Raw genomic sequence first — 26,734 nt, forward strand, 5'->3', positions numbered from 1 at the left:
CGGCGGCCAGGGTTCAGGGATGCTTGCGGCCCAATCCGGCCGGCACGCCGGTGGTGTCGGTGGCTTCCCAAGGCCCCTTGGGACTGGTGGCCCAGCTCCAGCCATCATTCCACCGGTAGTAGGTACGCTGCCGGTAGTAGGTGTCGGGTTGGTCCTCAAGCACGTAGACGCCCAGGCTCGGGTCCCAGTGACTGGCACCACCGGGCGGCGGCGCGAAGCTGGCCGAGGTGCGCGGCAGGGGCTTGGGTGCAGGCGGTGCGGGCGGCGCAGGCGGGGTCGGCGCCGTGCTCGGTCCGGCTGGTGGCAGGGTCTGCACCGGCGGCCGTGGCTCCGGTTCGGACGGGCGCTGCACGGCGCAGGCACTCATGCCCAGGGCCAGGCCGATCACGGCCATTCGAGCTAAACGGTTCATGGCATCTCTCTAAAGGTCGGGACTGTCGATCAGCAATTGCTGCACGGCGGCGCTGTCACTGGCAATCGGCGCACCGCGTGCCAGCCATTCGCCCTGAGTGGGCTGGCCGGCCCTGGATATCCGGGCGATGAGTTGGACTTCGGCAAAGTTCGACAGTTTCAGCTGTGGCATCATCGCGTCGCTATCCGCCAGCTCGACCTGCGCCGGGAGGTCAGCGACCGTCAGGCGCTTGACCGCCAGCGGCATCGGTGGCCCGGACACCGCGCGAGCAAAGACGAACACGCTGTCACCCGGCTGCACCTTGGCGACCAGCGCGGGCGCCAGCGTCACCCGCACCTTCAACCCGGCGCGCGCGGGCGTGGGCCGGGAGGCTGGCGGTGTGTCGGCGGACGCCAGTTGGCTACGAGCGCGCGCGATTCCAGCCTGCAATGCCGTGCGTGCCGGGTCCGCATCCGGCAACGTTGCCAGCAGCCGCTCCCAGTAGCCGATGGCTTGTTCGAAGCGCTGGCTCTCGAAGGCGGCGATGCCGAGCAAGCCAAGGCTGGTTGGCTCCTTCGGATCGCCCAGCAGGGCTTCGTCGGTCAACGCCTGGATGGGTTCGGACCACTGCCTGCCCGCAGCAAAATACAGCGCCTGCGCCCACTGCCCCAGTACCTCGGGCTGCCGCCCGGTCAGAGACGCCGCACGCTCGAACAGCGCCGCTGCTTGCGCTGGGCGATTCTGCGCCATGTAGGTTCGTCCCAAGATATAAATGCCTTCTACGGCCTCTGGCTGCATCTGCACCGCCTGCTCCAGGCGCGCCGTCATCTGCGCCACGGACGTGGGCGGCACGGCGAACTCGCGGCTCAACTCGACCTGGTCGCTGGCGCCGTAATGCAGGTACAGCACCAGCCCCACGACCGGCACCAGCAGCGCCGCAGCCAGCGGAACCGCGCGGCCCAGGCGAACATCCGACGCCGTCTGGCTGCCGTCGGTATCGGTGAGCAGCTCACGGGCCGCTTCCGCCTGGCCGCTTTCCAGCTGTGCGGGAGTCAGTACACCCGCCCTTTGCTGGGTGTTCAGCTCGGCCAGTCGCTCTTGGTACAGCGCCACGTTGAGTGCCGTACGGTCTTGCTCGGGCTGCTCGCGACGAGCCCGCAGCAACGGCACCAGCACGAAACTCAGTGCAACCAGCAGCAACAGCCCGGCAGCGAGCCAGAAATCGATCATGGGCGGTCTTCATCCAGCGGTTTTTGGGCAAGCAAGTCAGCCAGGCGAGCCCGCTCGCCCGGGTCGAGATCGCGCGGGCTGGTGGCCGGTTGCCGACGTCGGCGGCGCACCGTCACCGCGATCACCCCCACGCCGGCCACGAGCAAGGCCGCCGGGCCGAACCAGAGCAGACCGGTGCGCGCGGTCAGCGCCGGTCTGTAGCGGACGAATTCGCCATAGCGGTCGACCATGAACTCGATGATCTGCTCGTCGCTCTTGCCTTCGGTCAACAGCCGATGGATCTCGCGGCGCAGGTCGCCGGCAATGGGCGCATTGGAATCGGCGATGTCCTGGTTCTGGCACTTCGGACAACGCAACTGCTGAGTCAACTGGTGAAAGCGCTCGCGCAAGTCGTCATTGGCGAACCTATAGGTGTCGATGGCGGCGTGCGCCGCTCCGGCCAGGCTCGACAGCAGCATGCAGGTCAGCAGCCAGCGTTTCAGGTTCATGGTCGGGCCTCGTCGAGCAGCGCCTGGTACAGCGGCGCCAACTGCTCGCGCCATACGGTCTGGTCGATGACACCCACCCACTTGTGGCGAATCACCCCGCGGGCGTCGATGAGAAAGGTCTCCGGCGCGCCGTAAACGCCCAGATCAAGGCCCAGAGTGCCGTCCTTGTCATTGATGTCCAGCGCGTAGGGGTTGTGATAGTCCGCCAACCAGCGGCGCGCGGCTGCGTTGTCATCCTTGTAGTTGATGCCGTAGATCAGCACGCCCTGCCGGGCCAGCGTGTTGAGCAGCGGGTGCTCGACCCGACAGGCCACGCACCAGGTGCCCCAGACATTGACCAGTGCGGGCTTGCCCAGCAGGTCGGCGCGGGTCAATATCCGTTCGCCCGGGGTATCGGCCAGGCTGAACACGGGAAACGGCTTGCCGATCAGCGCCGACGGCAGCTGTGCCGGGTCCAGGTGGAGGCCGCGGTAAAGCAGCACCGCCACTATCAGGAATGCGCCCAAGGGCAGCGCCAGCAGCCAACGCTTCATACCGGGGCTCCTTTGCCGAGTACGTCACGCACGCGCGCTTTGACCTTGAGCCGATAGCGCTTGTCCAGCGCAGCGAGCAATCCCCCCAGCCCCGTCAGCAACCCGCCCAGCCAGATCCAGCGTACGAACGGCTTGACGTGGATGCGTACGGCCCACGCACCGTTTTCCAACGGTTCGCCCAGGGCAACGTAGAGGTCGCGGGTAAAACCGGCGTCGATGCCTGCCTCGGTCATCACCGATTGCTGAACGGTGTACAAACGCTTTTCGGGATGCAGCAAGCTGACCTGTATACCCTCGCGCAGGACCTGGATGCTGCCACGCTGAGCGGTGAAATTCGGCCCGCGATGAGACTCGGCACCGTTGAAGATGAATTGATAGCCACCCAGTTCCACTGCATCGCCCGGTGCCATGCGCAGGTCGCGCTGGGCACTGTCGTGGCTAGACAGCACCACGCCCAAGGCACAGACGGCGATGCCCAAGTGGGCCAGTTGCATGCCCCAGTAGCTGCGCGGCAAGCCAGCCAGGCCTCGGCGAAAGCCCGTGTGACGGGTCTTGTCGTGCAGGTCGCGGGCACCGGCCAGCAGCACCCAGGCAGCCAGCGCAAAGATGGTCAATACCGGCCAGGCAAAATCCCCCAGGCACCACGCTGCCAGCGGCGCCAGCAAGGCACTGCCGATCAACACAGGCACCAGCATGCCCCGCAACCAGGCCGTTGGCGTGTGTTTCCAGCGCACCAGCACACCGACCGCCATGGTCAGCATCAGCAGCGCCATCAAGGGCACGAACAGCGCATTGAAATAGGGTGGGCCGACCGACAGCTTGGCGCCGGTCAGGGCATCCAGGGCCAGCGGATACAACGTACCCAGCAGAATCATGGAGGCGGCTACCAGCAGAATCAGGTTATTGCCCAGCAGCAGGGTTTCGCGCGACCACAGGCCGAAGCCCACGTGACTCTTGACCACCGGCGCGCGCAGCGCGAACAGGGTCAGCGAACCACCCACCACGAACAACAGGAAGATCAGGATGAACACCCCGCGCGTTGGGTCGGACGCGAACGCGTGCACCGAGGTCAGCACGCCCGAGCGCACCAGGAACGTTCCCAGCAGGCTCAGGGAAAACGCGGCGATGGCCAGCAGCACCGTCCAGCTCTTGAACACGCCGCGCTTCTCGGTGACCGCCAGCGAATGGATCAGCGCGGTACCCACCAGCCAGGGCATGAACGAGGCGTTCTCCACCGGGTCCCAGAACCACCACCCGCCCCAGCCCAGTTCGTAGTACGCCCACCATGAGCCCAGGGTGATGCCGATACCCAGAAAGCTCCACGCCACCATCGTCCATGGACGTGACCAGCGTGCCCAGGCCGCGTCCAGCTTGCCGCCCAGCAGCGCGGCAATGGCGAAGGCAAAGGCCACCGAAAAACCGACGTAGCCCATGTACAGCATGGGCGGGTGAACGATCAGGCCGATGTCCTGCAGCAAGGGGTTGAGGTCGCGGCCGTTGGCGGGAATCTGCGGCAGCACCCGAGCGAAGGGATTGGACGTCAGGATCAGGAACAGCAGGAAGCCGACGCTGATCATGCCCATCACTGCCAGCACCCGCGCCAGCATCACCTGCGGCAACTGCCGCGAGCCGATCGACACGGCGAAGGTCCAGCCGCCCAGAATCAGCGCCCACAGCAGCAACGAGCCCTCGTGGGCACCCCATACCGCGCTGAACTTGTAGTACCAGGGCAAGGCGCTGTTGGAGTTTTCGGCCACGTAGCGCACGGAAAAGTCGTCGTTGAGGAAACTTGCGGCCAGGCAGGCGAACGCCAGCACCAAGAACGTGAACTGGCCCCACGCAGCTGGCCGCGCCAGGCCCATCCACAGCCGGTCGCCGCGCCAGGCACCAACCAACGGCACACTGGCCTGCACCAAGGCCAGACACAGCGCCAGGATCATCGACAATTGGCCCAGTTCGGGCACCAGCAGTGCAGCGATCATGGCGAAGCTTCCGTTCGGCCGGAGTCTTTCAAGGCTTTGGTGACTTCCGGGGGCATGTATTTCTCGTCGTGCTTGGCCAGCACCTCGTCCGCCTGCACCACACCGGCAGCGTTCAGGGTGCCGAGGGCGACGATGCCCTGCCCCTCGCGAAACAGGTCGGGGAGGATGCCGCGGTAGGTGATGGTGACGCTGCGCTGGAAGTCGGTAACCACGAAGCGGACATCCAGCGAGTCGCCGGAACGCTGCAGCGAGCCCCGCTCGACCATGCCGCCGGCGCGAATGCGCGTGCCCACCGGCGCCTCGCCATTGGCGATCTGGGTCGGCGTGTAGAACAGGTTGATGTTCTGCTGCAATGCACCCAGGGCCAGGCCTACGGCAAGCGCGACACCTGCCACCAGGGCGAGGATGAGCGTCAGGCGTTTTTTGCGTAGCGGATTCACGGTCGACCCTCCCGGCGCAGACGTCGCGCTTCCTGTTGCAGGTGACGTCGCCGGGCCAGCAGCGGTCCGGCCACGTTGACCAGCAGCACCAGCACGCACAGGCCATAGGCCGACCAGACGTAGACGCCGTGGCGCCCCATGCTCAGAAACTCGCCGAACGAATCGAAGCTCATGGCGCGGCCTTCGTTTTCAAGGCACCGGCCAGGTACTCCCGGACCCAGCGGCTGCGAGCTTCGCGTCTGAGCACCTCCAGGCGCATGCGCAACAACAGCACGGCGCCGAAGAAACAGTAGAAGCCGAGCACCGTGAGCAGCAGCGGCAACCACATCTGCGCGGGCATCGCCGGTTTTTCGGTCAGGCTGAACGTGGCGCCCTGATGCAGGGTGTTCCACCACTGCACCGAATACTTGATGATCGGAATGTTGACCACGCCGACGATGGCCAGTACCGCACAAGCCTTGGCCGCGTTCTCGCGGTTGCCGATGGCCTGCCCCAGGGCAAGCAGCCCCAGGTAGAGAAACAGCAGGATGAGCATGGAGGTCAGGCGCGCATCCCAGACCCACCAACTGCCCCACGTCGGTTTGCCCCAGATGGCGCCCGTGGCCAGCGCCAACACGGTCATCCAGGCGCCCACCGGTGCGGCGCATTGCAGCGCGATGTCGGCGATCTTCATCTTCCACACCAGCCCGACCACGCCGGCCAGCGCCATCATCACGTAGCAGGACTGGGCAAGCATGGCTGCTGGCACGTGAATGTAGATGATGCGAAAACTGTTGCCCTGCTGGTAATCCGGCGGCGCGAAAGCCAGCCCCCAGACAACGCCCGTGCCGATCAACAGTGCCGCCGCCGCGCTCAACCACGGCAGCAGGCGTCCGCTGAGGGCATGGAAAGCCTTGGGCGAGCCGAGCTTGTGAAACCACGTCCAGTTCATCACCTTGTTCTTCATGACCCCGTATCCAAAAGCATGAGCCAGACGCACACGCGGCCTGGCCCGTTCATTCGCCGACACTGATCTTCAGCCCCGCCGCGATGGCGAAAGGCGCCAAGGTCACCGACAACGCTGTCAGGCTGCCCAGCCATAACAGGTAACCCGTGGCTGGCAGCTGCTGCAACGACGCCTGCAGGGCGCCACTGCCCAGAATCAGCACCGGGATGTACAACGGCAGCGTCAGCAGCGCCAACAGCAGGCCGCCGCGCTTGAGCCCGACCGTCAACGCCGCCCCCACTGCGCCGAGCAGGCTGAGCACCGGGGTGCCGAGCAGCAACGACAGCAACAGCACCGGCAGGCAGCGCTCGGGCAGCCCGAGCATCAGCGCCAGCAGCGGGGAGACGAGCACCAGCGCCAGCCCGGAAAACAGCCAGTGCACCAGCACCTTGGCCAGCACCAGCAAGGGCAGTGGATGTTCGGACAATATCCATTGTTCCAGCGAACCGTCCTCCAGATCGCTGCGAAACAGGCCGTCGAGTGACAGCAGCACGGCCAGCAGTGCCGCTACCCATACCAGGCCGGGGGAAAGACCTTGCAGCACTTGCATCTGCGGACCCACGGCCAGCGGGAATAGCGCAATGACGAGGGCGAAAAACACCAGCGGGTTGGCCAGCTCGGCGGGCCGTCGACACAGCAGCCGTGCTTCGCGCTTGAGCAACAGGACGAAAACACTCATGCCGCCTGCGCGTCCAGTTCCAGCCGCCGGTAGCTGCCGGGGGTCTGCGCCAGCAGATGGTGGGTGGTCAGCACGACCATGCCGCCTCGCTCGCAGTGTCCGACCAGGTGCCGTTCCAACTGCTCCACTGCCTGTGCATCGAGTGCAGTGAACGGCTCGTCGAGAATCCACAGCGGCGGGCCGGGCAGATGGAGGCGAGCAAGCGCCACGCGGCGCCGCTGGCCGGCTGAAAGCCGGTGACACGGCACGTCTTCGAAACCGCGCAGGCCGATCGCCGCCAATGCCGCCCGGATGCGCTCGCGACTGGCCGGGGTGTGCAGCGCGCAGAGCCAGGCCAGGTTTTCCTCGGCGCTGAGTGTCTCGTTGATGCCGGGCGCGTGGCCGATCCATACCAGCGGGCAGCCACGTTCGCGCCGGTGTGCGGTCTGCGTCTGCGCCGTCAGCGCGACCTGCCCTTCAGCGGGCTGCATCAACCCGGCCAGCAGGCGCAGCAGGCTGGTCTTGCCACAGCCGTTGGGGCCGCACACCTGAAGCATGTCGCCGGCTGCCACCTGCACCTGCAGACGCTCGAACAGCAGCCGCCCATCGCGCTCGCAGGATAGATCGGTGGCATCCAGGTATGGGGTCAAGACTCGGCCTTATGAAATCGGATCGCACGTCACGGCGTCGAGCCGTGTTCAAGTTCTGCAGGGCATGGCCGCTATACTTCCATGGCACTGTATAGCAGAGCCGGCCGCAGTGGCCGCGCATTATACATGCGCAGCTCACGCCCAAGGGCGCAACCGACACAGGTTTCATCCATGCCTGACCTGATCAGCAACCTAGCCGCGCTGCCGTCTGCCAGCGGAGCCGCGCGCGCCAGTGCCTCGAACACCGAGATGGTGAAGATCACCCAGCCACTGGACAACCTGTTGGCCCTGGGCGAGACAGTCGACGCCGAGGTGGTGTCGGTCAAGGCCGGCGCCCAGGACTTTCAACTGCTGCTGCGCCTGAGCCTGGCCGGTGGCGGGGTGGCGACGATCACCGCCAGCAGCCTGCAACCGCTGCCCCAGGGCACTGCATTGCTGGTTTCGCACCTGGCCGGCGGCGCGGCCCTGGTCGCCACCCAGGAGCGCGGCAACGGCGCCCCGCTGACCCTGACCCGAATCGACACCCAGGCATTGCCGGTGGGCACGCTGTTGCAGGGCAAGGTCAGCAGCAGCCAGATGCTGCCGCAGATCGCCGGGCAGCCGGCGGTGTATCGGGCCATGGTGACCCTGCTCAACACCGCTCAGGCGGGCAATATCCTGGCCATCGAGAGCCCTCAGCCGCTGCGCCTGGGCAGCCTGCTCAGCGCCCAGGTGATGAGCGACCGCAGCCTGAATTTCGTGCCCTTGAGCGGGCGCATGGACCAACTGGCCGTGGCCCAGCAATTGGGCGCCCAGCAAGCTCGGCAGGGTTCCTTGGACAGCCTCCTGAGCGCGGTGCAGAGCCTGCGGCAGAACCCGGAACTCGCGCCGCCGACGCGGGCGGGCCTGGAGCGTCTGTTGGCCAGCTTGCCGGACATGCAGCAAATGGCCGACCCGAAAACCGTTGCACAGGCCGTGGTCGCCAGCGGCGCATTCCTGGAAGCCAATCTGCTCAACGGCCAACCGGCACCCGATCTCAAGTCGGCGCTGCTGCGCCTGATGGCGCAGATCGCGCCTGCTGCGGTGCCCAATCCGGCGGCGCAACCGGCGGTGGCGGCCAATGTGCTCGCTCAGGTGCTGCCGGGGCGCGTGCGCAATGCCCTGAATGCCTGGGGGCAGGTCAGCGAAAAAATCGTCCCGGCAAGCTTTCCCCTGCCCGCCCGCACGGCGCAGAAAAGCGAAGGCGAAGACGATCTCGAACACCTGCTGCGCCTGGCCGGTGCGGCGGTGGCGCGCCTGCAGAGTCATCAGCTCGCGGGACTGGAACAGACCGGGCGTACCCCAGATGGCGCCACGCAGACCACCTGGCAACTGGAGATCCCCATGCGCCACCTGCACGATTTCATCCCGCTGCAGGTCAAGGTGCAACGCGAAGACCCACCACCGGACCAACAGCCCCACGACAAGAACGAGCCCAGGCCCGCCCAGGAAAAGATCTGGCGCCTGGACCTGGCTTTCGATCTGGATGCACTGGGCCCGCTGCAGGTGCAGGCGCAACTGGCCCACGGCAGCCTCTCCAGCCAGTTATGGGCGCAACGACCAGCCACCGCCCTGCTCATCGAAAACCAACTGGACAATCTGCGGCAGCGCCTGCAGGCCAGCGGTTTGAACGTGGCCGATCTGCAGTGCCATCAAGGCACCGCCCCCCAAGGCGCTCGTACGCGACTGGAACAACGCTGGGTGGATGAAACCGCATGAACGAACGAGCCCCGCGCCAAGCCATCGCCCTGCGCTACGACGGCCAGAAGGCACCTATCCTCACTGCCAAGGGCGACGATGAGCTGGCTGAAGCGATCCTGGCCATGGCGCGCGAATACGAAGTACCGGTGTATGAAAATGCCGAGCTGGTGAAGATGCTGGCACGCATGGAACTGGGCGACAGCATCCCCCACGAGTTGTACCTGACCATCGCAGAGATCATCGCCTTTGCCTGGCACCTGCAAGGCAAGACCCCTTCCGGCTTCGAACTGGCGCCTGCGCCGGCCGAGCGAGACATCACGCCCAAAGCCTTGTAGCTCCTGGACCAGAAGGCTATTTCCCACCCCTCGAATCGAGTCTACGGCGATCGCGTCGATAGACTTTACCGGGCCGGTTTGCTATCGGCACCGGCGGCGGCCGCCCTAAACCGCCCTAAATAGTTACCACGTCCACCCGATGCGCCGAACGAATCATGGCCTGGCACGACTTTCCGTGCTCTGAAAGGAATACCGCCATGACTTCCCGATTCATCAGCCCGCAGGGTGTGCAAGCCGTCCGCGACGCCCTCCAGGATTACCCCAGGCCCGATCGCGCCGCTGCCGATGCGGTACGCAAGTGGGCGTCGAAACAGGGCCTGGAGCTGAATCCGGACAAGGTCGACGCCGTTACCCTGCACTATCAATTCAAAGGCCAGCGCTGCATCGCCAAGGTCGTGCGCAAGCTGACCATGACCCAGGCGCTGCTGTCGAACTGGCAGGGCGAATCGAACAATGATCTGATCGGCGCCGCCCTGCATGCTGCCTGGGCCGGCACCCCGCCGCCCTACCCGATCACCCTGGTCGACCATCTGGATGAAAAAGGTTTGTTCGACTATGGCAGCGAGTACCTGGTGTACAACGGCCTGTACCGGCAGACATCGTCGGCGGGCTACGACCCGGCCAACCACGTACGCCTTCCTGCCGAAGAGTTTCAACGCTTCATCTGGCACATGGACTTCCAGACGCCCTACAAGCACATGCTCAAGGGCTACTGGAAAAACGGACTGCAAGCCTACCGCGACGCGGCCAAAGTCAATTTCATCGCGGCCTGCAACAGGCAGACGAGCCACGCGAGCCTGAGCGATGCCGGTCGGGTTCTGGCCTGGCAGATTGCAGGCCTGCTGCCGCGGCCCCATGCCGTACACGTCGCCTGCCTGAATATCTACGGCTATGCAGCGACCAATCTGCTGTGCCTGAAAAACACTGCGACCGGGCTGACGGTGCTGTACATACCCGGCAACAGCTCGCCGTTCCACGAATTCACCGACGAATCGTCGATGAAGCGGTGGGTGGCCAAGCACTGCAAGCATCCACACACGCGTCGAGCGCTCGAAGCACACTTTCCACCCGGCGACGAAGCCGACACGCTGGGTTTCAGTGGCCTCGCCACCGCGCTTACGGGTCTGGGCCTGTACCCCGCCTACCACCATTTCGATCCCGACAGACATCCCGGTTTCGCCACCAGCGGTTTGTGGGTACCCGAGGATACGGTCAACTACCGGACGAGCTACTACAGCCCGCCCATCGAAGGCGACCTGTTCATGGCCATGGCCCGCCAACAGAAGAAACGCAGCGAGCAGGACGCCGCGTTCATCATCGACACCGACAGCTCGGTAACCCAGGAAAAGTGGCGCGGCTACTTCACTTCGGCCATCAACACCCTGGCCCCGATCGCGATGGTGGTGCCGGAACTGGCGCCAATCTTTGCCTTGGGCGGCCTTGCTCAACTAGGCCTTGGGCTGGATCGGGCAATCAACGGCAAAAACCTGGAGCAGCGCGCCGCCGGCGCCGGCGATGCGGTCTGGGGGATGCTCAATGCAACCCCACTGCTGCACCTGCAGATTCCCCAAAGACCGGCAATCTTCCGCTTCAAGCGTGCCGAGTTCGTCATCCCGGCACGCATCAACGGCCAGCTCGGCTATCCGCTGAGCCCGGTGCAGGCTCCGCACCTTGCGGCCCTGGAGCCGGTTCTGGAGACCGCCTTCAGCCTGCCGCAATCGGTACAACCCGTGGCCGGGGCGGACCAGGCGCTTGGCGATGCCATCATTCGCGTGCCCAGCTACAGTGGCAGGCACGACCTTTTGGAATGTGAAATAGACGGATACGTCGCTGCCGTTCACTACGATGTGGAGCGTGACGCCTTCGTCCAGAGCACCGACCTCAACGAGATCGATCCGCCGTGCTACGTGGCGCCGCAGCCTGGCGGGCGCTCGCTGTCGCGGTTGCCGAACGTCGCGCGGCCCGTCACCGACGCCCAGCGCGCGCAGACCCTACGGGCGCTGGGGGTCGATCTGACACTGCCGCTGAGCCTTGGCGAACTGCGCCCACCGGTCATGAAAGCCATCGCGAAGAAAATCTCCTGCCTGTGGGTCGGCGACAAGGTCATCAGCGCTGCCTTGCTGGAAAACGGAGGACGCAATGCCGCCCTGCTGCGCGACAGCAGTTACCAATACCGCCTGTTCCTTTCCACGACCTCACCGCAAGCCTATGCGCGCAATGTCGAGCTGTTGGCCCAGCATGCGCCCTCGCTGCGGGTCATCCCGCTCGAACCGCATCCGCTGTACACGGCGTTCAAACGCAGTCGCTATTTTCGGCAATACCAGGCGGCCATCGAAGGCAACGGCGGCATCGCCACCAACTACGCTTCGGCATCCGACGTGCTGCGCTATCGAATTCTGAAAAGCGAAGGCGGCCTGTACATGGATATGGACGACAGCATCCTCGCACCCGGAGAGAAAACCCCCATGGGGCAGCTGGCCGAACCCATCGATAGCGTACCGCTGCGCACGTCGGACCGAGGCCTGATCCTTTCGGTGCCCCTGTCCAATGAAACCCTGGGCATGAACATCCAGTTCGGCAACAGCATGATCGGCAGCCACGCGGGCAATCCGACCCTGGATGCAGTGTCGCAAACGATGCTGGAGCGCTTCGAGGCGCAGCCACGGTTCTACGATAGCCGTCCGGATCGGGCAACCGATCCCGAAGGCTTCCAGCGTTATGCCATTACCTTGAACCACATCAGCGGGCCCGGTGCACTCAACCACACCATCAGCCAGCGGTTGCTTGAGCTGGCGCAGTACCGCGAAGCGTGGAACCTGGCGGCGTTGCCGATCCGCGACATCAACGGCGTCCTCGACTGGTCGGGGTTCAACGATGCGTATCAGACACTCACGCCACTCAACCGCTTTTCGCGGGTAGGCAGCAGCCTGAGCTGGACCCACACCTGAGTGACACCGCCGGATGCTGACGAGCAACAGACACTAGGCGATCAGCCGCGGTGCAGTTTGCTCATCAGCTCGGCCTCGGCCTGGGTGAGGCCGCAGGCCTGGGTCAGCTCATCCACCGACGCGCCCATGGCCACCAGCTTGCCCGCCTGGGCAAACGACAGGCTGCCGGGGTCGCGTTGCTCGAGCTGGGCCAGCTTCTCCGGCAATGGCCCAACCACCGCGCGCAACTCGTGCAGTGCTTCGCCCAGGCGCACGTTGAGATTCTGGTAATCGTCCAGGCGCTTGGTCAGCTCGCGCAGCCGCTGATCGCGCAGCGCATCGCCTGCCGCCTGTTCAGCAGCCAGCAGGCGCTGGCTTTTCTGGTAGGACAGGAACAGCGAAACCGTTCCAACCCACAGCACCGCCAGCAGGACGACTGCAACCTCGAAGATCAATCAGATATTCTCCAGCTCGGACCACTCTTCTTCGGACATCATCTTGTCCAGCTCGACAAGAATCAGCAGTTCGCCATTCTTGTTGCACACGCCCTGAATGAACTTGGCCGACTCGTCGTTACCGACGTTGGGCGCCGTTTCGACTTCGGACTGGCGCAGGTAGACCACCTCGGCGACGCTGTCGACCAGAATCCCTACTACCTGCTTGTCGGCCTCGATGATGACGATGCGCGTATTGTCGCTGACATCGCTGGAATCCAGACCGAAGCGCTGACGCGTATCGATCACCGTGACCACGTTACCGCGCAGGTTGATGATACCCAGCACGTAGCTGGGCGCACCCGGCACCGGTGCGATTTCGGTGTAGCGCAACACTTCCTGCACCTGCATCACATTGATGCCGTAGGTTTCATTGTCCAGACGGAAGGTGACCCACTGCAGGATCGGATCTTCGGAACCTTGGGCGGACGACTTCTTCATGCTACTAACCCCTCAAATGCCATGACGGCGGCGTGTTCATTCAATTCTTGACGATAGCGGTGGTGGCGGCAGGCTTGCCTGGCGCCGAGGCGACTGGACGCAGATGGCGTGCGCCGCCACTGGCGATCAGCTCGGCCAGTTCGGCGACGTCCAGCAGCGCGCACATGTGTTCGATGACGGTTCCCGCCAGCCATGGCCGCTGACCGCGCTGACTGCGCCACTTGATCTCGTTTGGGTCCAGGCGCAGCGAGCGGCTGACCTGGTGCACGGCCAGACCCCACTCGTAGCCCTGCACCGAAATCACGTACTGCAACCCCTGGCGGAAATCATCGCGGTAGCGATCGGGCATCACCCAACGCGCGGTGTCGAGCACTTTCAGGTTGCCACTGTTGCTGGGCAGGATGCCGAGAAACCAGTCGGGCTGGCCGAACAGCGGCGTCAGGGTCTGGCCAACCAATGCATAGATCGAACCCAGGCACACCAGCGGCACGGCCAGGGTCAGCCCGGCAACGTCGAACAGCAGGCACTCGAACGGCTCGGCGGCCCAGCTGGGGCGGCCATCTACGGTTGCCGAGAGCGGCTGCAGACTTGCCGACGGCAGATGGACATCGACCACTGGTGCGACCAGCGCTGACTCGGCCGACGGGATTGAATCGATAATGGGCGTGGGCACCTGCCCCTGCACCGGCGGCGAAAGCACTGGCACCGGCACTGGCACTGGTACCGGCTGCAGGCTTGCAGCATCGCGCACCTGTTCCTCGAGCACGGCTGCCTGGAACTCGTCGAGTCTGTCCAGGCCGGCGTCGAGATCGAGCGCTTCGAACGCCTCGGTGGCTTCATGCAACAGGCCGTCCAGGTAGGACTGCAAGGCCACCTGGGGCCGTTGGGCAATATCGACGGGACGGTTCATCAGGCTACCTGCGCGACGAGTTGTTGGGCCAGCAAATGCTTGAGCAAGGCCCGGTAGGCGACCACGGCGCGGCTTTTGCCGTCGAAGCGCGAGGGTGTCTGTCCGGCCCGGCTGGCGTCGCGCAGACGCGTGTCGACCGGGATGTAACCCGGCCATATGTGCTGCGGGTAATCGTCGCGCAAGGTGCGCAGGGTGCTCAGCGACGCCTGGGTACGACGGTCGAACAACGTCGGAACGATGCTGTATGGCAGGGCCTGACGGCGCGAACGGTTGATCATGGTCAGGGTGCTGACCATGCGCTCCAGGCCTTTGACTGCCAGGTGCTCGGTCTGTACCGGGATCACCAGTTGCTGGCTCGCCGCCAATGCATTGACCATGAGCACGCCCAGCAGCGGCGGGCTGTCGATCACGGCGTAGTCGAAATCCTGCCACAGTTGCGCCAGGGTCTTGGCAATCACCAGGCCCAGGCCACTCTGCCCCGGTTGCTGGCGCTCCAGCGTCGCCAGTGCGGTGCTCGAAGGCAGCAACGAGACGTTGGCCTCGCCGGTCGGCAGCAGCAGTTGGTGAGCCAGGCCTGGCGGCACGGCGCCCTTGTGCAGGAACAGGTCGTAACAGCTGTGCGCCAGTTCATCGGGGTTGTGCCCGAAATAACTGGTCATCGAGCCATGCGGATCAAGATCGACCATGACCACGCGCTTGCCCGCCTCGGCGAGCAAACCGGCCAAGGCGATCGAAGTCGTGGTCTTGCCTACCCCGCCTTTCTGATTGGCTACTGCCCAGACTCTCATGGTGATGGTTTCCCCTCGGTAAACGGCGCACTACCGAGATAGTGAAGCTTTCGGGTTATGGGCCGGGCGGCGGACTTTTGACAGACCCAGGCGCGGACGGCACGGTTAAGGGCGTCTTTGCAGTTTGTGTGCCAGCCCGGCGCAATGCTGCATCCGGCTGGGCGTTGGCGCTGCCAGAACTGGTGATGCTGCGACGCACGTCAAGGTTGCGCGAAATGACCAGCACCACCCGACGGTTGCGCCCTCGTCCATCGGCGCTGGCGTTGTCGGCCACTGGCTGGAACTCACCATAACCGACGGCCGCCATGCGCCGCGGGTCGATGCCTTCCATGGCCATCATGCGCACAATGCTCGCTGCCCGAGCGGTCGACAGCTCCCAGTTGGTCGGGAACTGCGCAGTGCTGATGGGCAGGTTGTCGGTGAAACCCTCGACATGAACCGGATTGTCGAAAGGCTTGAGAATGCCCGCCACCTTGTCGACGATGGCGAACGCCATGTCGCTGGGCATGGCATCGCCACTGCCGAACAGCAGGCTGGACTTGAGTTCGATCTCGATCCACAGCTCGTTGCCGCGCACGGTCAGTTGATCCGAGGCAATCAGGTCGCCGAACGCCTGACGGACATTGTCGGCAATGGTCTGCAATGGGTCGACCGCCTCGCCGATGGCCGCTTCCGATTGCTCGCTGTCGGTGACCAGCGGCTGCACAGGACGTGTGGTCAAGGGTCGCTCCTCGCCGATCGGGATGGGCCTGACGCTACGGTCCGGGTCGCTGAACACCCCGACCAGCGCCTGCGACAAGACCTTGTACTTGCCTTCGTTGACCGACGAGATCGAATACATCACCACGAAGAAAGCGAACAGCAGGGTGATGAAATCGGCGTAGGACACCAGCCAGCGTTCGTGGTTTTCCGGCTCTTCGAGGCGACGACGACGGGCCATGCCATGCTCTCCTAGTCGAGGTAGCCTTGCAGCTTCATTTCGATCGAGCGTGGGTTCTCGCCTTCGGCGATGGACAGCAGCCCTTCGAGCAGCATTTCCCGATAGGCCGCCTGACGCTGGGCGAGCGCCTTGAGCTTGTGCGCCACCGGCAGCAAAAGCAGGTTGGCGCTGGCTACACCGTAGATGGTCGCCACGAACGCCACCGCGATGCCGTTGCCCAGCTGGCTGGGGTCGGCCAGGTTGCCCATGACGTGGATCAAGCCCATCACCGCACCGATGATGCCGATGGTGGGCGCATAGCCACCCATGCTTTCGAACACCTTGGCCGCCTGCAAATCACGGGTTTCGCGGTTGTACAGATCGACTTCTAGCACGCTGCGGATGGCCGCTGCCTCGGCGCCATCGACCAGCAACTGCAGCCCCTTTCGCGCATAGTCGTCGGGCTCGGCTTCGGCACTGGCTTCCAGCCCCAGCAAGCCTTCCTTGCGCGAGACCAGGCTCCAGTTCACCACACGATCGATACCGCCGGCCATGTCGATCCTGGGCGGGAAAAGAATCCAGCGCACATTGTGCAGCGCGCGCTTGAACGCACTCATGGGCGACTGGATCAGCGCCGCTGCCAGCGTGCCGCCAACCACGATCAGCGCAGCAGGACCATTGAGCAGCGCCGACAGGTGGCCACCCTCGAGAAAATTGCCACCGATGATGGCAACGAACGCGAGGATGATCCCGATCAGGCTGAGTACATCCATCAGCCGCACGCCTCGACCAGGTGCCGGCCAATGTCGTCGAGGCTGTAGATGGCGTCGGCCAGGCCAGCCTTGACGATGGCCATGGGCATGCCGTAGATCACGCAGCTTGCTTCGTCCTGGGCCCAGATGTGACTGCCGCCCTGCTTGAGCAGGCGCGCGCCCTCTCGACCGTCGGCGCCCATGCCGGTAAGCACCACCGCCAGGACCTTGTCGCCGTAGGACTTGGCCGCCGAACCAAACGTGATGTCCACGCAAGGTTTGTAGTTCAGGCGCTCGTCACCGGGCAGAATCTTCACCGCGCCGCGGCCGTCGATCATCATCTGCTTGCCGCCGGGCGCCAGCAATGCCAGCCCGGGACGCAGCACGTCGCCGTCCTCGGCTTCCTTGACGCTGATCCGGCACAGCTTGTCGAGGCGCTCGGCGAACGCGCGAGTGAAGGCGGCCGGCATGTGCTGGACGAGCACGATCGGCGTTGGAAAATGTGCCGGCAGCTGGGTCAGCACGCGCTGAAGCGCCACCGGCCCTCCGGTGGAAGTGCCGATGGCCACCAGTTTGTAAGGCTTGCGCCGCGGCGTCGCACTGCTGGCGGTCGGCGCCGGCGCCCGTACCGGCGTCACCGGTGCGGGCGTACGCGTCGGCACGGGCCGCGACGGTGTCAAGGCGGCTGGAGAGGCCGCGGCCGCGAGCGCCGGAGCGGGCGTGGCCATGTGCGCACCCAGCCGGCGGTTGCTGCGCGAGAGTGTGTGGATCTTCTCGCAGAGCATCTGCTTGACCTTCTCGGGGTTGCGAGAAATGTCTTCGAAATTCTTCGGCAGGTAATCCACCGCCCCCGCGTCGAGGGCGTCGAGGGTTACCCGCGCGCCCTCGTGGGTGAGGGAGGAAAACATCAGGACCGGGGTGGGACAGCGCTGCATGATATGACGCACGGCAGTGATGCCGTCCATCATCGGCATCTCGTAGTCCATGGTGATCACATCGGGTTTGAGCGCCAGGGCCTGATCGATCGCTTCGCGGCCATTGGTAGCGGTCCCGACCACCTGGATGGTGGGGTCCGACGAAAGAATTTCCGAGACGCGGCGGCGGAAAAAACCGGAATCATCCACCACCAGGACCTTGACTGCCATAAACACTCCACTACGATCAGATACGCCGTGCGGCGTAGCGCTTGAGCATGCTCGGTACATCGAGGATCAAGGCGATTCGGCCGTCACCGGTGATGGTCGCGCCGGACATGCCGGGCGTGCCCTGCAGCATCTTGCCCAGCGGCTTGATCACCACTTCTTCCTGCCCGACCAACTGGTCGACCACGAAACCGATGCGTTGAGTGCCGACCGACAGGATGACCACGTGGCCCTCGCCCTGCTCCTCGTGGGCCGCCGACTTGACCAGCCAGCGCTTGAGGTAGAACAACGGCAGCGCCTTGTCGCGCACGATGACCACTTCCTGGCCGTCGACAACGTTGGTACGCGAGAGGTCCAGGTGGAAGATCTCGTTGACGTTGACCAGCGGGAAGGCGAACGCCTGGTTGCCCAGCATCACCATCAGCGTCGGCATGATTGCCAGGGTCAGCGGCACCTTGATGACGATCTTCGAGCCCTGGTCCTTGGCCGAGTAGATGTTGATCGAGCCGTTCAGCTGGCTGATCTTGGTCTTGACCACGTCCATGCCGACGCCGCGGCCCGACACGTCGGAGATTTCCGTCTTGGTGGAAAAACCCGGTGCGAAAATCAGGTTGTAGCAGTCGGACTCGCTGAGGCGGTCGGCGGCGTCGCGGTCCATCAGGCCCTTTTCCACGGCCTTGGCGCGCAGGACCGCAGGGTCCATGCCCTTGCCGTCATCGCTGATCGACAACAGGATATGGTCGCCTTCCTGCTCCGCCGACAACACCACGCGCCCACCGCGCGCCTTGCCGTTGCGTTCGCGCTCTTCCGGCGTCTCGATGCCGTGGTCGACGGCGTTGCGCACCAAGTGCACCAACGGGTCGGCCAGGGCCTCGACCAGATTCTTGTCCAGGTCGGTTTCTTCACCGACCAGTTCCAGGTTGATTTCCTTCTTCAACTGCCGGGCCAAGTCGCGGACCAGCCGCGGGAAACGCCCGAAGACCTTCTTGATCGGCTGCATGCGCGTCTTCATGACGGCCGTCTGCAGGTCGGCCGTCACCACGTCGAGGTTCGAGACTGCCTTGGACATGGCTTCGTCGCTGCTGTTGGCGCCCAGGCGCACCAGGCGGTTACGCACCAGCACCAGCTCGCCGACCATGTTCATGATTTCGTCCAGGCGCGCGGTATCGACGCGTACGGTCGTCTCGGCTTCGCTGGCAACCGGCTTCTCGGCCACCAGTGCACGTGCAGGGGCTGCCTCGACCTTGCGCGGTGCCGCCACCGGCGCGGGCGCGGCCGGAGCCGGCTGCGTCTCGGGCAGGCTGGCGACATCGCTGAACTTGCCCTTGCCATGCAGTTGGTCGAGCAGTGATTCGAACTCGTCGTCGGTGATCTGGTCGCTCGTGGGAGCCTGCGCCTGCGCCTGGGCAGGCGGTGGCGTGACCGCATCGGCAGTGAACGTACCCTTGCCATGCAACTGGTCGAGCAGCGCCTCGAACTCGTCGTCGGTGATCTCGTCGCCAGACGCACCCACGGCAGCCTGCGCCGAAGCGGCTGGCGATGCCGCAGCCGGCGCCAGCGCATCGACCGCGAACTGACCCTTGCCGTGCAGCTGGTCGAGCAGCGACTCGAATTCGTCGTCGGTGATATCGTCGCTGGCCGCACCGTGCTGTGCAGCAGCGGACGCGGTGGGCGCGGCGGCCTGCGCTTTGGCCGCGCTCAAGGAATCGAGCAATTGCTCGAACTCGCTGTCGGTTATGTCTTCGCCCGGCGTCGAGGCTGGCGCCGCAACGGGCACCGCCACGGACGGCGCAACGACCGCCGCAGCCGGTTCGGCCAGGCGCGCCAGGGCATCGAGCAACTGGGGGCTGGCCGGCGTGACCGGGGCGCGTTCACGCACCTCGGTGAACATGCCGTTGACCGCGTCCAGCGCTTCGAGAACGACATCCATGAGTTCGGCGTCGACCCGGCGCTCACCTTTGCGCAAGATGTCGAAGACGTTCTCGGCGATATGGCAGCACTCCACCAGCTCGTTGAGCTGGAGGAAGCCGGCGCCGCCTTTTACAGTGTGAAAACCGCGAAAAATTGCATTGAGCAAGTCGGCATCATCGGGACGGCTTTCCAGCTCGACCAGTTGTTCGGACAGTTGCTCGAGAATTTCGCCGGCCTCTACCAGGAAATCCTGAAGGATTTCTTCGTCGGCGCCGAAGCTCATGTGGATGCTCCCTGGAATACGTGATTAACGGTCAACACAGTCAGGCGCAGGCGATGGCCTAGAAGCCCAGACTGGACAGCAGATCGTCGACATCGTCCTGACCGGATACGACGTCTTCACGTTTATCGGCATGGATCTGCGGACCTTCACCCTTGGCGGGATGTTTTTCTTGATCTTTTTCGGCGCGGAGCTGTTCGTGATCATGCTGGATGCCGGCGAAGCGATCGACCTGGCTGGCCATCAGGACCAGTTTGAGCAGGTTGCTCTCCACTTCGGTGACCAGCGCGGTGACACGCTTGATGACCTGGCCGGTGAGGTCCTGATAATCCTGGGCCAGCACGATGTCGTTGAGGTGGCTGGCGACTTCGCGATTGCCCTGCTCGCTGCGGGTCAGGAAGCTGTCGACCCGGCGCGCCAGTTCGCGGAACTCGTCGGCGGCCACTTCGCGGCGCATGAAGCGCTGCCAGTCGGCGCTCAAGGCATTGGCTTCGGCACTCAGCGTATTGAGCACCGGGGTGCTCTGCTCGACCAGATCCATGGTGCGGTTGGCCGCGTTTTCGGTCAGGCGTACCACATACGACAGACGTTCGGTCGCGTCGGTGATCTGCGAAACCTCTTCGGCCTGGGGGATGTTCGGATCGATCTGGAAACTGACGATTGCGCTGTGCAGCTCGCGCGTAAGCTTGCCCACTTCCTGATACAGGCCGCGATCGCGGGTCTGGTTCAGTTCGTGGATCAATTGCACCGCGTCGCCGAAACGGCCTTTTTCAAGGCTGTCGACCAGCTCCACTGCGTGTTTTTTCAGGGTCGACTCGAAGTCCCCCAACGTGCTTTGTTTGTGGTCCATTGCGCCCCCATTGCAGACTTCAGCTATTGACGCGCTCGAAAATCTTTTCGATTTTTTCTTTCAGCACTTGCGCAGTGAAAGGCTTGACCACATACCCGTTGACCCCGGCCTGGGCGGCCTCGATGATCTGCTCGCGCTTGGCCTCGGCGGTGACCATCAGCACCGGCAGGTGCTTGAGGCGATCGTCGGCGCGCACCTGGCGCAGCAGGTCGATGCCGGACATGCCAGGCATGTTCCAGTCGGTGACGAGAAAATCGAAGTTGCCGCTGTGCAACATCGGCAAGGCGGTGTTGCCATCGTCGGCCTCGGCGGTGTTGGTGAAGCCCAGGTCACGCAGCAGGTTCTTGATGATGCGCCGCATCGTCGAGAAATCGTCGACGATGAGGATTTTCATGTTCTTGTCCAATTAGACCTCCAGCAGTCTTGAACACGCCCAGCCCCTGGACGTGCATAACAATCGAATTCGCCTGAGCCACTTGCCGCTGCAGATCGCCTACCCGCGCTACGCCAGCGGGCCTCTTCACGGACAGAGCCCGCTTCCACGGTCTCGACCTGTGTGGGAGCGGGCTCTGCCCGCGACAAAGCCCGCACCGGTCTTGCCGTTCCTTCAGCGTGCCCGCCATTCCCCCAGGCGCCCGCGAAGTCGCGCCGCGCACTGGCTGTGCAACTGGCTTACCCGCGATTCGCTGACACCCAGTACCTCGCCGATTTCCTTGAGGTTCAGCTCTTCGTCGTAATACAACGACAAGACCAGCTTCTCGCGCTCGGGCAGGTTGGCGATGGCCTCGGCCAGCGCGCCTTGAAAGCGTTCGTCCTCGAGATCCCGCGAGGGCTCCAGCGAGCCGCTGGCGCCGTCTTCGTGCAGGCCCTCGTGCTCACCGTCCTGCAGCAGATCGTCGAAACTGAACAAGCGGCTGCCCAGGGTATCGTTCAGGATCCCGTAGTAATCATCCAGACTCAGACTAAGTTCGGCAGCGATCTCGTGATCTTTAGCGTCGCGACCGGTTTTCGACTCGATTCGGCGAATGGCATCACTGACCATGCGGGTATTGCGGTGCACCGAACGCGGCGCCCAGTCGCCCTTGCGCACTTCGTCGAGCATGGCGCCGCGGATACGAATACCGGCGTAGGTCTCGAAACTGGCCCCCTTGCTCGAGTCGTACTTGGTCGAGACCTCCAGCAGACCGATCATGCCGGCCTGGATCAGGTCTTCCACCTGCACGCTGGCTGGCAGACGCGCCAGCAGGTGATAGGCGATACGCTTGACCAGCGGCGCGTATTGCTCGATCAGCTGATGCTGCTGCGAGTCGCGCGACGCCTTGCTGTACATACGGTATCCGCTGGCACTCATGATACGGGCCCTGCGCTGGTTTGCTGGACCAGGCGTTCGACGAAGAACTCCAGGTGGCCACGGGGGTTGGCCGGCAAAGGCCAGGTGTCTACTTTCTGCGCGATCGCCTTGAAGGCCAGCGAGCATTTGGAACGGGGGAACGCCTCGTACACGGCGCGCTGCTTCTGCACGGCCTTGCGCACCGACTCATCGTAGGGCACGGCGCCGACGTACTGCAGGGCAACGTCGAGGAAGCGATCGGTCACCTTGGTCAGCTTGGCGAACAGATTGCGCCCTTCCTGGGGGCTCTGCGCCATGTTGGCCAGGACCCGGAAGCGGTTCATGCCGTAATCGCGGTTGAGCAGCTTGATCAAGGCGTAGGCATCGGTGATCGAGGTGGGCTCATCGCATACCACCAGCAGGACTTCCTGGGCGGCGCGTACAAAGCTCACTACCGATTCGCCGATACCGGCGGCGGTGTCGATGATCAGTACGTCGAGGTTGTCGCCCACATCGCTGAAGGCCTGGATCAGGCCGGCATGCTGGGCCGGGCTCAACTGCACCATGCTCTGGGTACCCGAGGCTGCCGGCACGACACGGATGCCGCCGGGGCCCTGCAACATCACGTCGCGCAGTTCGCAGCGACCTTCGATCACATCGGCCAGGGTGCGCTTGGGGGTCAGGCCCAGCAACACGTCGACGTTGGCCAGGCCAAGGTCGGCGTCCAGCAACATGACCCGGCGGCCGAGCTCGGCCAACGCCAGGGACAAGTTCACTGACACATTAGTCTTGCCGACGCCACCTTTGCCGCCGGTCACCGCGATCACCTGTACGGGATGCATGCTGCCCATGTTCGTTCTTTACCTTGTCTAGACCGAGGCCACACGAGTGGCTGCCAGTTCGATTGCTCGAGTGTTTCCTGGCAACCCTACGATGCAGGAAGAGTGTGTTTGCATAACGTTCTTCACCTCAGCCAACTCGCTTGTCGGGGCTGTGGTAGAGACCCGCGAACATATCGGCCATGGCCTCTTCGCTGGGCTCTTCTTGCATTTGCACGCTCACTGCGCGGCTGACCAACTGGTGCCGGCGCGGCAAATGCAAGTCATCGGGAATGCGCGGCCCATCGGTAAGATAGGCAATCGGCAGTTCCTGAGTGATGGCCAGGCTCAGCACTTCGCCGAGACAGGCCGTTTCATCCAGTTTGGTCAGGATGCACCCGGCCAGACCGCAACGCTTGTAGCTATGGTACGCCGCGCTGAGCACCTGCTTCTGGCTGGTAGTAGCCAGCACGAGGTAATTGCGCGCATTGATCCCGCGTCCGGCCAGGCTTTCGAGCTGCATGCGCAGGGCCGGATCGCTGGCTTGCAGGCCAGCGGTGTCGATCAATACCACGCGCTTGCGCAGCAGGGGTTCCAGGGCCTGTACCAATGACTGGCCCGGATCGACCTGAGTCACCGATACATTGAGAATGCGGCCCAGAGTCTTGAGTTGTTCCTGGGCACCGATGCGAAAGCTGTCCATGCTCACCAGCGCCACGCTCTGGGAACCGTACTTGAGCACATAGCGGGCCGCCAGCTTGGCCAGAGTGGTGGTCTTGCCCATGCCAGCCGGGCCGACCATGGCGATCACGCCACCTTCTTCGAGCGGTTCCACTTCCGGTGTACGGATCATACGCGCCAAGTGCGCCAGCAGCATCCGCCATGCCTGCCGAGGTTCGTTGATTTCGCTGGTCAGGCTGAGCAGCTCGCGAGCGATCGGGCCGGACAAGCCGATGCGCTGCAAACGACGCCACAGATTCGCCTGCGCCGGCTTGCTGCCTTGCAGCTGGGTCCAGGCCAGGGAGCCCAGTTGCACTTCCAGCAGTTGGCGCAAACCGTTGAGTTCGGAGCGCATGGAATCGAAAAGACGTTGGTCGACGGCAGGCTGTGGCGCCGGGGCCGCCTGCACACGCGGTGGCTCTTCGCGACGCGGCTCGACCAGCGGCTCGGCGGCGGTCAACGGCAGGCCGGCAACCAGCTGGCGGTTGGTGGCCGCATCGCTCTCGCCACGGGTGCTCAGCTCGGCCTGGGCCGAAACGATGCGCGATTGGGTCTTGCGCAGCTCTTCTTCCAACTCCAGGTTGGGCACGCGCGGCGCCAGGGCCGACAGCTTGTAGTCCAGCGCTGCGGTCAGCTCGACGCCGCCGGCGATGCGACGGTTGCCAATGATGGCAGCGTCGGCGCCCAGCTCATCGCGGACCAATTTCATGGCCTGACGCATGTCGGCGGCGAAAAATCGCTTCACTTGCATAACCCACTACCTCAGCCGTTGGGCCCTACTGTCGCAACGATGGTGACTTGCTTGTTATCAGGAATTTCCTGATAGGCCAGCACATGAAGGTTGGGGATCGCCAGGCGACCGAAGCGTGACAGCATCGCGCGGACCGGACCGGCTACCAGCAGTATCACCGGTTGGCCCTGCATCTCCTGCCGCTGCGCCGCATCGATCAGGGATCTCTGCAGTTTTTCCGCCATGCTCGGTTCCAGCAAAACGCCTTCTTCCTGACCCTGACCAGCCTTCTGAAGACTATTTAGCAATATCTGTTCCAACCTTGGTTCCAGCGTGATGACAGGCAGCTCCGACTCAATGCCTACAATGCTTTGCACGATTGCGCGGGACAAACCGACCCTGACGGCCTGAACCAGCGCGGCGGTATCTTGACTCCGATGCCCGTTGTTGGCGATCGCTTCTGCGATGCTGCGGATGTCGCGTACGGGTACCTGCTCAGCCAGCAGGGCCTGCAGGACCTTGAGCAGCGAAGACAGCGAAAGGATGCCCGGAACCAGCTCTTCGGCCAGCTTGGGCGAGCCTTTTGCCAGAACTTGCAGCAATTGTTGCACTTCTTCGTGGCCGATCAGCTCATGGGCATGCTTCTGCAGAATCTGGTTCAAGTGCGTGGCCACTACCGTACTGGCATCGACCACCGTGTAGCCCAGCGACTGGGCCTGGCTGCGCAGGTTGACGTCGATCCAGACCGCGTCCAGACCAAACGCCGGATCCTTGGCGGTGATGCCGTTCAACGAGCCGAACACCTGCCCGGGGTTGATTGCCAGCTCGCGATCCGGGTAAATCTCGGCTTCGGCGAGGATCACCCCCATGAGCGTCAAACGATAGGCGCTGGGCGCCAGGTCGAGGTTGTCGCGAATATGCACGGTAGGCATCAGGAAGCCCAGGTCCTGGGACAGCTTCTTGCGTACGCCCTTGATCCGCGCCAGCAATTGGCCGCCTTGATTGCGGTCCACCAGCGGGATCAAACGATAGCCAACTTCCAGGCCGATCATGTCGATGGGCGTCACGTCATCCCAGCCCAGTTCCTTGGTTTCCTGGGTGCGCGTCGGTGAAGGCAGCAGCTCTTGTTGGCGCTGCACTTCGGCCTGGGCCTGGACCTTGACGTCGTTCTGCTTTTTCCACAAAAGGTAGGCACCACCACCGGCGATGGCACCCAAGGTGATAAAGGCCATGTGCGGCATTCCAGGCACCATGCCCATGATCACCATCAGCGCGCCGGAGACGGCCAGCGCCTTGGGCGAGGCGAACATCTGCCGCTGGATCTGCTTGCCCATCTCTTCGGAGCCTGAAGCACGGGTCACCATGATGGCTGCCGCGGTGGACAGCAACAGCGATGGCAACTGAGCGACCAGGCCGTCACCGATGGTCAACAGGGCGTACACCTTGCCTGCCTCGGCGAATGGCATGTTGTGTTGCAGCATGCCCACCAGCATGCCGCCGATCAGGTTGATGAACAGGATCAGCAGACCGGCGATGGCGTCGCCACGGACGAATTTGCTGGCACCGTCCATCGAGCCGTAGAACTCGGCTTCGGCGGCCACTTCGGTACGACGCGCCTTGGCCTGGTTCTGATCGATGAGGCCGGCGTTGAGGTCGGCGTCGATGGCCATCTGCTTGCCGGGCATGGCATCCAGGGTGAACCGCGCGCTCACTTCGGAGATGCGCCCGGCGCCCTTGGTGACCACCACGAAGTTGATGATCATGAGGATGGCGAACACCACGATACCGACGATGTAGTTACCGCCGATCACCACCTCACCGAATGCCTGAACCACTTTACCTGCGGCGGCATGGCCTTCCTGGCCGTGCAGCATGATCACCCGCGTCGACGCCACGTTGAGCGCAAGGCGCAGCAGCGTGGCCACCAGCAGGATGGTCGGGAACACGGCGAAGTCCAGCGGACGCAGCGCGTACACGCACACCAGCAGCACGACGATGGACAAGGCGATGTTGAAGGTGAAGAACACGTCCAGCAGCAGTGCCGGGATCGGCAGCATCATCATCGCCAGCATCACCAGCAACAGCAGCGGCACGCCAAGGTTGCCGCGGCCAAGGCCGACGATGTTGCTGCGAGCGGTGTTGATTAATTGAGAGCGATCCACCGACATTCCCCACTTCCCCAAGCGAACTTTTGACGCGCCAGGCGTCTTGCCAAGGGGTAGTGCAAGAAGGGGTCCAACTTTTGCCGGAGGGGGTTAAAGATTATTGAAGGGCTGCCGAGATGGAGTGAAATCGATCTATCGGGGGCGCG

Annotated in this window: 27 protein-coding genes; 3 read left to right on the forward strand and 24 right to left on the reverse strand. The window is 64.0% G+C overall.

Features of this window, described 5'->3' with window-relative positions; genetic code table 11:
- Positions 1–13 precede the first annotated feature (13 nt).
- The 10 genes from IFT80_RS16795 to ccmA all read right to left on the reverse strand — a co-directional run bounded on the left by IFT80_RS16795 (position 14) and on the right by ccmA (position 7,357).
- Entirely contained in the window at positions 14–412 is a 399-nt protein-coding gene (locus IFT80_RS16795; RefSeq protein ID WP_122475853.1) for a hypothetical protein, read from the reverse strand.
- A 9-nt stretch (positions 413–421) separates the two neighbouring features.
- Positions 422–1,621, reverse strand: coding sequence for a c-type cytochrome biogenesis protein CcmI (gene ccmI, locus IFT80_RS16800; RefSeq protein WP_192137918.1), 1,200 nt, complete (start codon positions 1,619–1,621; stop codon positions 422–424).
- On the reverse strand, positions 1,618–2,103 hold the full coding sequence (locus IFT80_RS16805; protein ID WP_163007433.1) for a cytochrome c-type biogenesis protein CcmH: 486 nt from the start codon (positions 2,101–2,103) through the stop codon (positions 1,618–1,620). The genes ccmI and IFT80_RS16805 overlap by 4 nt, the downstream gene beginning before the upstream one ends.
- Before the next feature lie 2 nt (positions 2,104–2,105).
- The gene (locus tag IFT80_RS16810) at positions 2,106–2,642 is read right to left on the reverse strand and encodes a DsbE family thiol:disulfide interchange protein (RefSeq protein ID WP_122475859.1); all 537 of its coding nucleotides are present in this window, start codon (positions 2,640–2,642) and stop codon (positions 2,106–2,108) included.
- Positions 2,639–4,609 carry a heme lyase CcmF/NrfE family subunit gene (locus IFT80_RS16815; RefSeq protein WP_192138038.1) on the reverse strand — a complete coding sequence of 657 codons (1,971 nt, stop codon included), beginning with the start codon at positions 4,607–4,609 and terminating at the stop codon, positions 2,639–2,641. The genes IFT80_RS16810 and IFT80_RS16815 overlap by 4 nt, the downstream gene beginning before the upstream one ends.
- 11 nt (positions 4,610–4,620) lie before the next feature.
- Positions 4,621–5,064 carry a cytochrome c maturation protein CcmE gene (gene ccmE, locus IFT80_RS16820; protein ID WP_192137919.1) on the reverse strand — a complete coding sequence of 148 codons (444 nt, stop codon included), beginning with the start codon at positions 5,062–5,064 and terminating at the stop codon, positions 4,621–4,623.
- Positions 5,061–5,237 (reverse strand): heme exporter protein CcmD, encoded by a 177-nt coding sequence (gene ccmD, locus IFT80_RS16825; RefSeq protein WP_192137920.1) that lies wholly within the window; start codon positions 5,235–5,237, stop codon positions 5,061–5,063. Before ccmD ends, ccmE begins: the two co-directional genes overlap by 4 nt.
- Positions 5,234–5,998 (reverse strand): heme ABC transporter permease, encoded by a 765-nt coding sequence (locus IFT80_RS16830; RefSeq protein WP_185794566.1) that lies wholly within the window; start codon positions 5,996–5,998, stop codon positions 5,234–5,236. Before IFT80_RS16830 ends, ccmD begins: the two co-directional genes overlap by 4 nt.
- A 61-nt stretch (positions 5,999–6,059) precedes the next feature.
- Complete coding sequence (ccmB, locus tag IFT80_RS16835; protein WP_122475867.1) at positions 6,060–6,728, reverse strand: heme exporter protein CcmB; 669 nt, start codon at positions 6,726–6,728, stop codon at positions 6,060–6,062.
- Complete coding sequence (ccmA, locus tag IFT80_RS16840) at positions 6,725–7,357, reverse strand: cytochrome c biogenesis heme-transporting ATPase CcmA (RefSeq protein ID WP_192137921.1); 633 nt, start codon at positions 7,355–7,357, stop codon at positions 6,725–6,727. Before ccmA ends, ccmB begins: the two co-directional genes overlap by 4 nt.
- A gap of 171 nt (positions 7,358–7,528) precedes the next feature.
- Here ccmA and fliK point away from each other — a divergent pair, with 171 nt between their 5' ends.
- The 3 genes from fliK to IFT80_RS16855 all read left to right on the forward strand — a co-directional run bounded on the left by fliK (position 7,529) and on the right by IFT80_RS16855 (position 12,359).
- Positions 7,529–9,094, forward strand: coding sequence for a flagellar hook-length control protein FliK (gene fliK, locus IFT80_RS16845; RefSeq protein WP_192137922.1), 1,566 nt, complete (start codon positions 7,529–7,531; stop codon positions 9,092–9,094).
- Complete coding sequence (locus IFT80_RS16850) at positions 9,091–9,411, forward strand: EscU/YscU/HrcU family type III secretion system export apparatus switch protein (protein ID WP_185794520.1); 321 nt, start codon at positions 9,091–9,093, stop codon at positions 9,409–9,411. Before fliK ends, IFT80_RS16850 begins: the two co-directional genes overlap by 4 nt.
- Positions 9,412–9,608: 197 nt before the next feature.
- Positions 9,609–12,359: a dermonecrotic toxin domain-containing protein gene (locus IFT80_RS16855; protein ID WP_192137923.1), complete on the forward strand. Its 2,751-nt coding sequence runs from the start codon at positions 9,609–9,611 to the stop codon at positions 12,357–12,359.
- A 41-nt stretch (positions 12,360–12,400) separates the two neighbouring features.
- Here IFT80_RS16855 and IFT80_RS16860 read toward each other — a convergent pair whose 3' ends face one another.
- From IFT80_RS16860 to flhA, 14 genes are all read right to left on the reverse strand, one after another.
- Positions 12,401–12,793 (reverse strand): DUF2802 domain-containing protein, encoded by a 393-nt coding sequence (locus IFT80_RS16860; RefSeq protein WP_049858773.1) that lies wholly within the window; start codon positions 12,791–12,793, stop codon positions 12,401–12,403.
- Complete coding sequence (locus tag IFT80_RS16865; protein ID WP_043186096.1) at positions 12,794–13,273, reverse strand: chemotaxis protein CheW; 480 nt, start codon at positions 13,271–13,273, stop codon at positions 12,794–12,796. It abuts the gene before it with no gap.
- A 40-nt stretch (positions 13,274–13,313) separates the two neighbouring features.
- Positions 13,314–14,183 (reverse strand): CheW domain-containing protein, encoded by an 870-nt coding sequence (locus tag IFT80_RS16870; protein ID WP_192137924.1) that lies wholly within the window; start codon positions 14,181–14,183, stop codon positions 13,314–13,316.
- Complete coding sequence (locus IFT80_RS16875; RefSeq protein ID WP_122475877.1) at positions 14,183–14,971, reverse strand: ParA family protein; 789 nt, start codon at positions 14,969–14,971, stop codon at positions 14,183–14,185. Before IFT80_RS16875 ends, IFT80_RS16870 begins: the two co-directional genes overlap by 1 nt.
- Before the next feature lie 55 nt (positions 14,972–15,026).
- Positions 15,027–15,911, reverse strand: a complete 885-nt coding sequence (motD, locus tag IFT80_RS16880) for a flagellar motor protein MotD (protein ID WP_185794517.1) — start codon at positions 15,909–15,911, stop codon at positions 15,027–15,029.
- A gap of 11 nt (positions 15,912–15,922) precedes the next feature.
- Complete coding sequence (locus IFT80_RS16885; RefSeq protein WP_122475880.1) at positions 15,923–16,663, reverse strand: flagellar motor protein; 741 nt, start codon at positions 16,661–16,663, stop codon at positions 15,923–15,925.
- Positions 16,663–17,787 carry a protein-glutamate methylesterase/protein-glutamine glutaminase gene (locus IFT80_RS16890; RefSeq protein ID WP_122475881.1) on the reverse strand — a complete coding sequence of 375 codons (1,125 nt, stop codon included), beginning with the start codon at positions 17,785–17,787 and terminating at the stop codon, positions 16,663–16,665. Before IFT80_RS16890 ends, IFT80_RS16885 begins: the two co-directional genes overlap by 1 nt.
- A 16-nt stretch (positions 17,788–17,803) precedes the next feature.
- The gene (locus tag IFT80_RS16895) at positions 17,804–19,978 is read right to left on the reverse strand and encodes a chemotaxis protein CheA (protein ID WP_192137925.1); all 2,175 of its coding nucleotides are present in this window, start codon (positions 19,976–19,978) and stop codon (positions 17,804–17,806) included.
- A gap of 58 nt (positions 19,979–20,036) precedes the next feature.
- The gene (locus IFT80_RS16900; protein WP_192137926.1) at positions 20,037–20,825 is read right to left on the reverse strand and encodes a protein phosphatase CheZ; all 789 of its coding nucleotides are present in this window, start codon (positions 20,823–20,825) and stop codon (positions 20,037–20,039) included.
- Between the two features lie 19 nt (positions 20,826–20,844).
- A complete protein-coding gene (locus IFT80_RS16905) occupies positions 20,845–21,219 on the reverse strand; it encodes a chemotaxis response regulator CheY (protein WP_090362272.1) in 375 nt (124 codons plus the stop codon).
- Positions 21,220–21,432: 213 nt separating this feature from the next.
- Complete coding sequence (gene fliA / locus IFT80_RS16910; RefSeq protein ID WP_240998692.1) at positions 21,433–22,179, reverse strand: RNA polymerase sigma factor FliA; 747 nt, start codon at positions 22,177–22,179, stop codon at positions 21,433–21,435.
- Entirely contained in the window at positions 22,173–23,006 is an 834-nt protein-coding gene (fleN, locus tag IFT80_RS16915) for a flagellar synthesis regulator FleN (protein ID WP_122475888.1), read from the reverse strand. Before fleN ends, fliA begins: the two co-directional genes overlap by 7 nt.
- Positions 23,007–23,124: 118 nt before the next feature.
- The gene (gene flhF, locus IFT80_RS16920; RefSeq protein WP_192053342.1) at positions 23,125–24,444 is read right to left on the reverse strand and encodes a flagellar biosynthesis protein FlhF; all 1,320 of its coding nucleotides are present in this window, start codon (positions 24,442–24,444) and stop codon (positions 23,125–23,127) included.
- A gap of 11 nt (positions 24,445–24,455) precedes the next feature.
- Positions 24,456–26,585: a flagellar biosynthesis protein FlhA gene (flhA, locus tag IFT80_RS16925; RefSeq protein WP_122476754.1), complete on the reverse strand. Its 2,130-nt coding sequence runs from the start codon at positions 26,583–26,585 to the stop codon at positions 24,456–24,458.
- Positions 26,586–26,734: the final 149 nt, after the last annotated feature.

The organism is Pseudomonas sp. CFBP 8771, assembly GCF_014841695.1.
GTDB lineage: Bacteria > Pseudomonadota > Gammaproteobacteria > Pseudomonadales > Pseudomonadaceae > Aquipseudomonas > Aquipseudomonas baltica.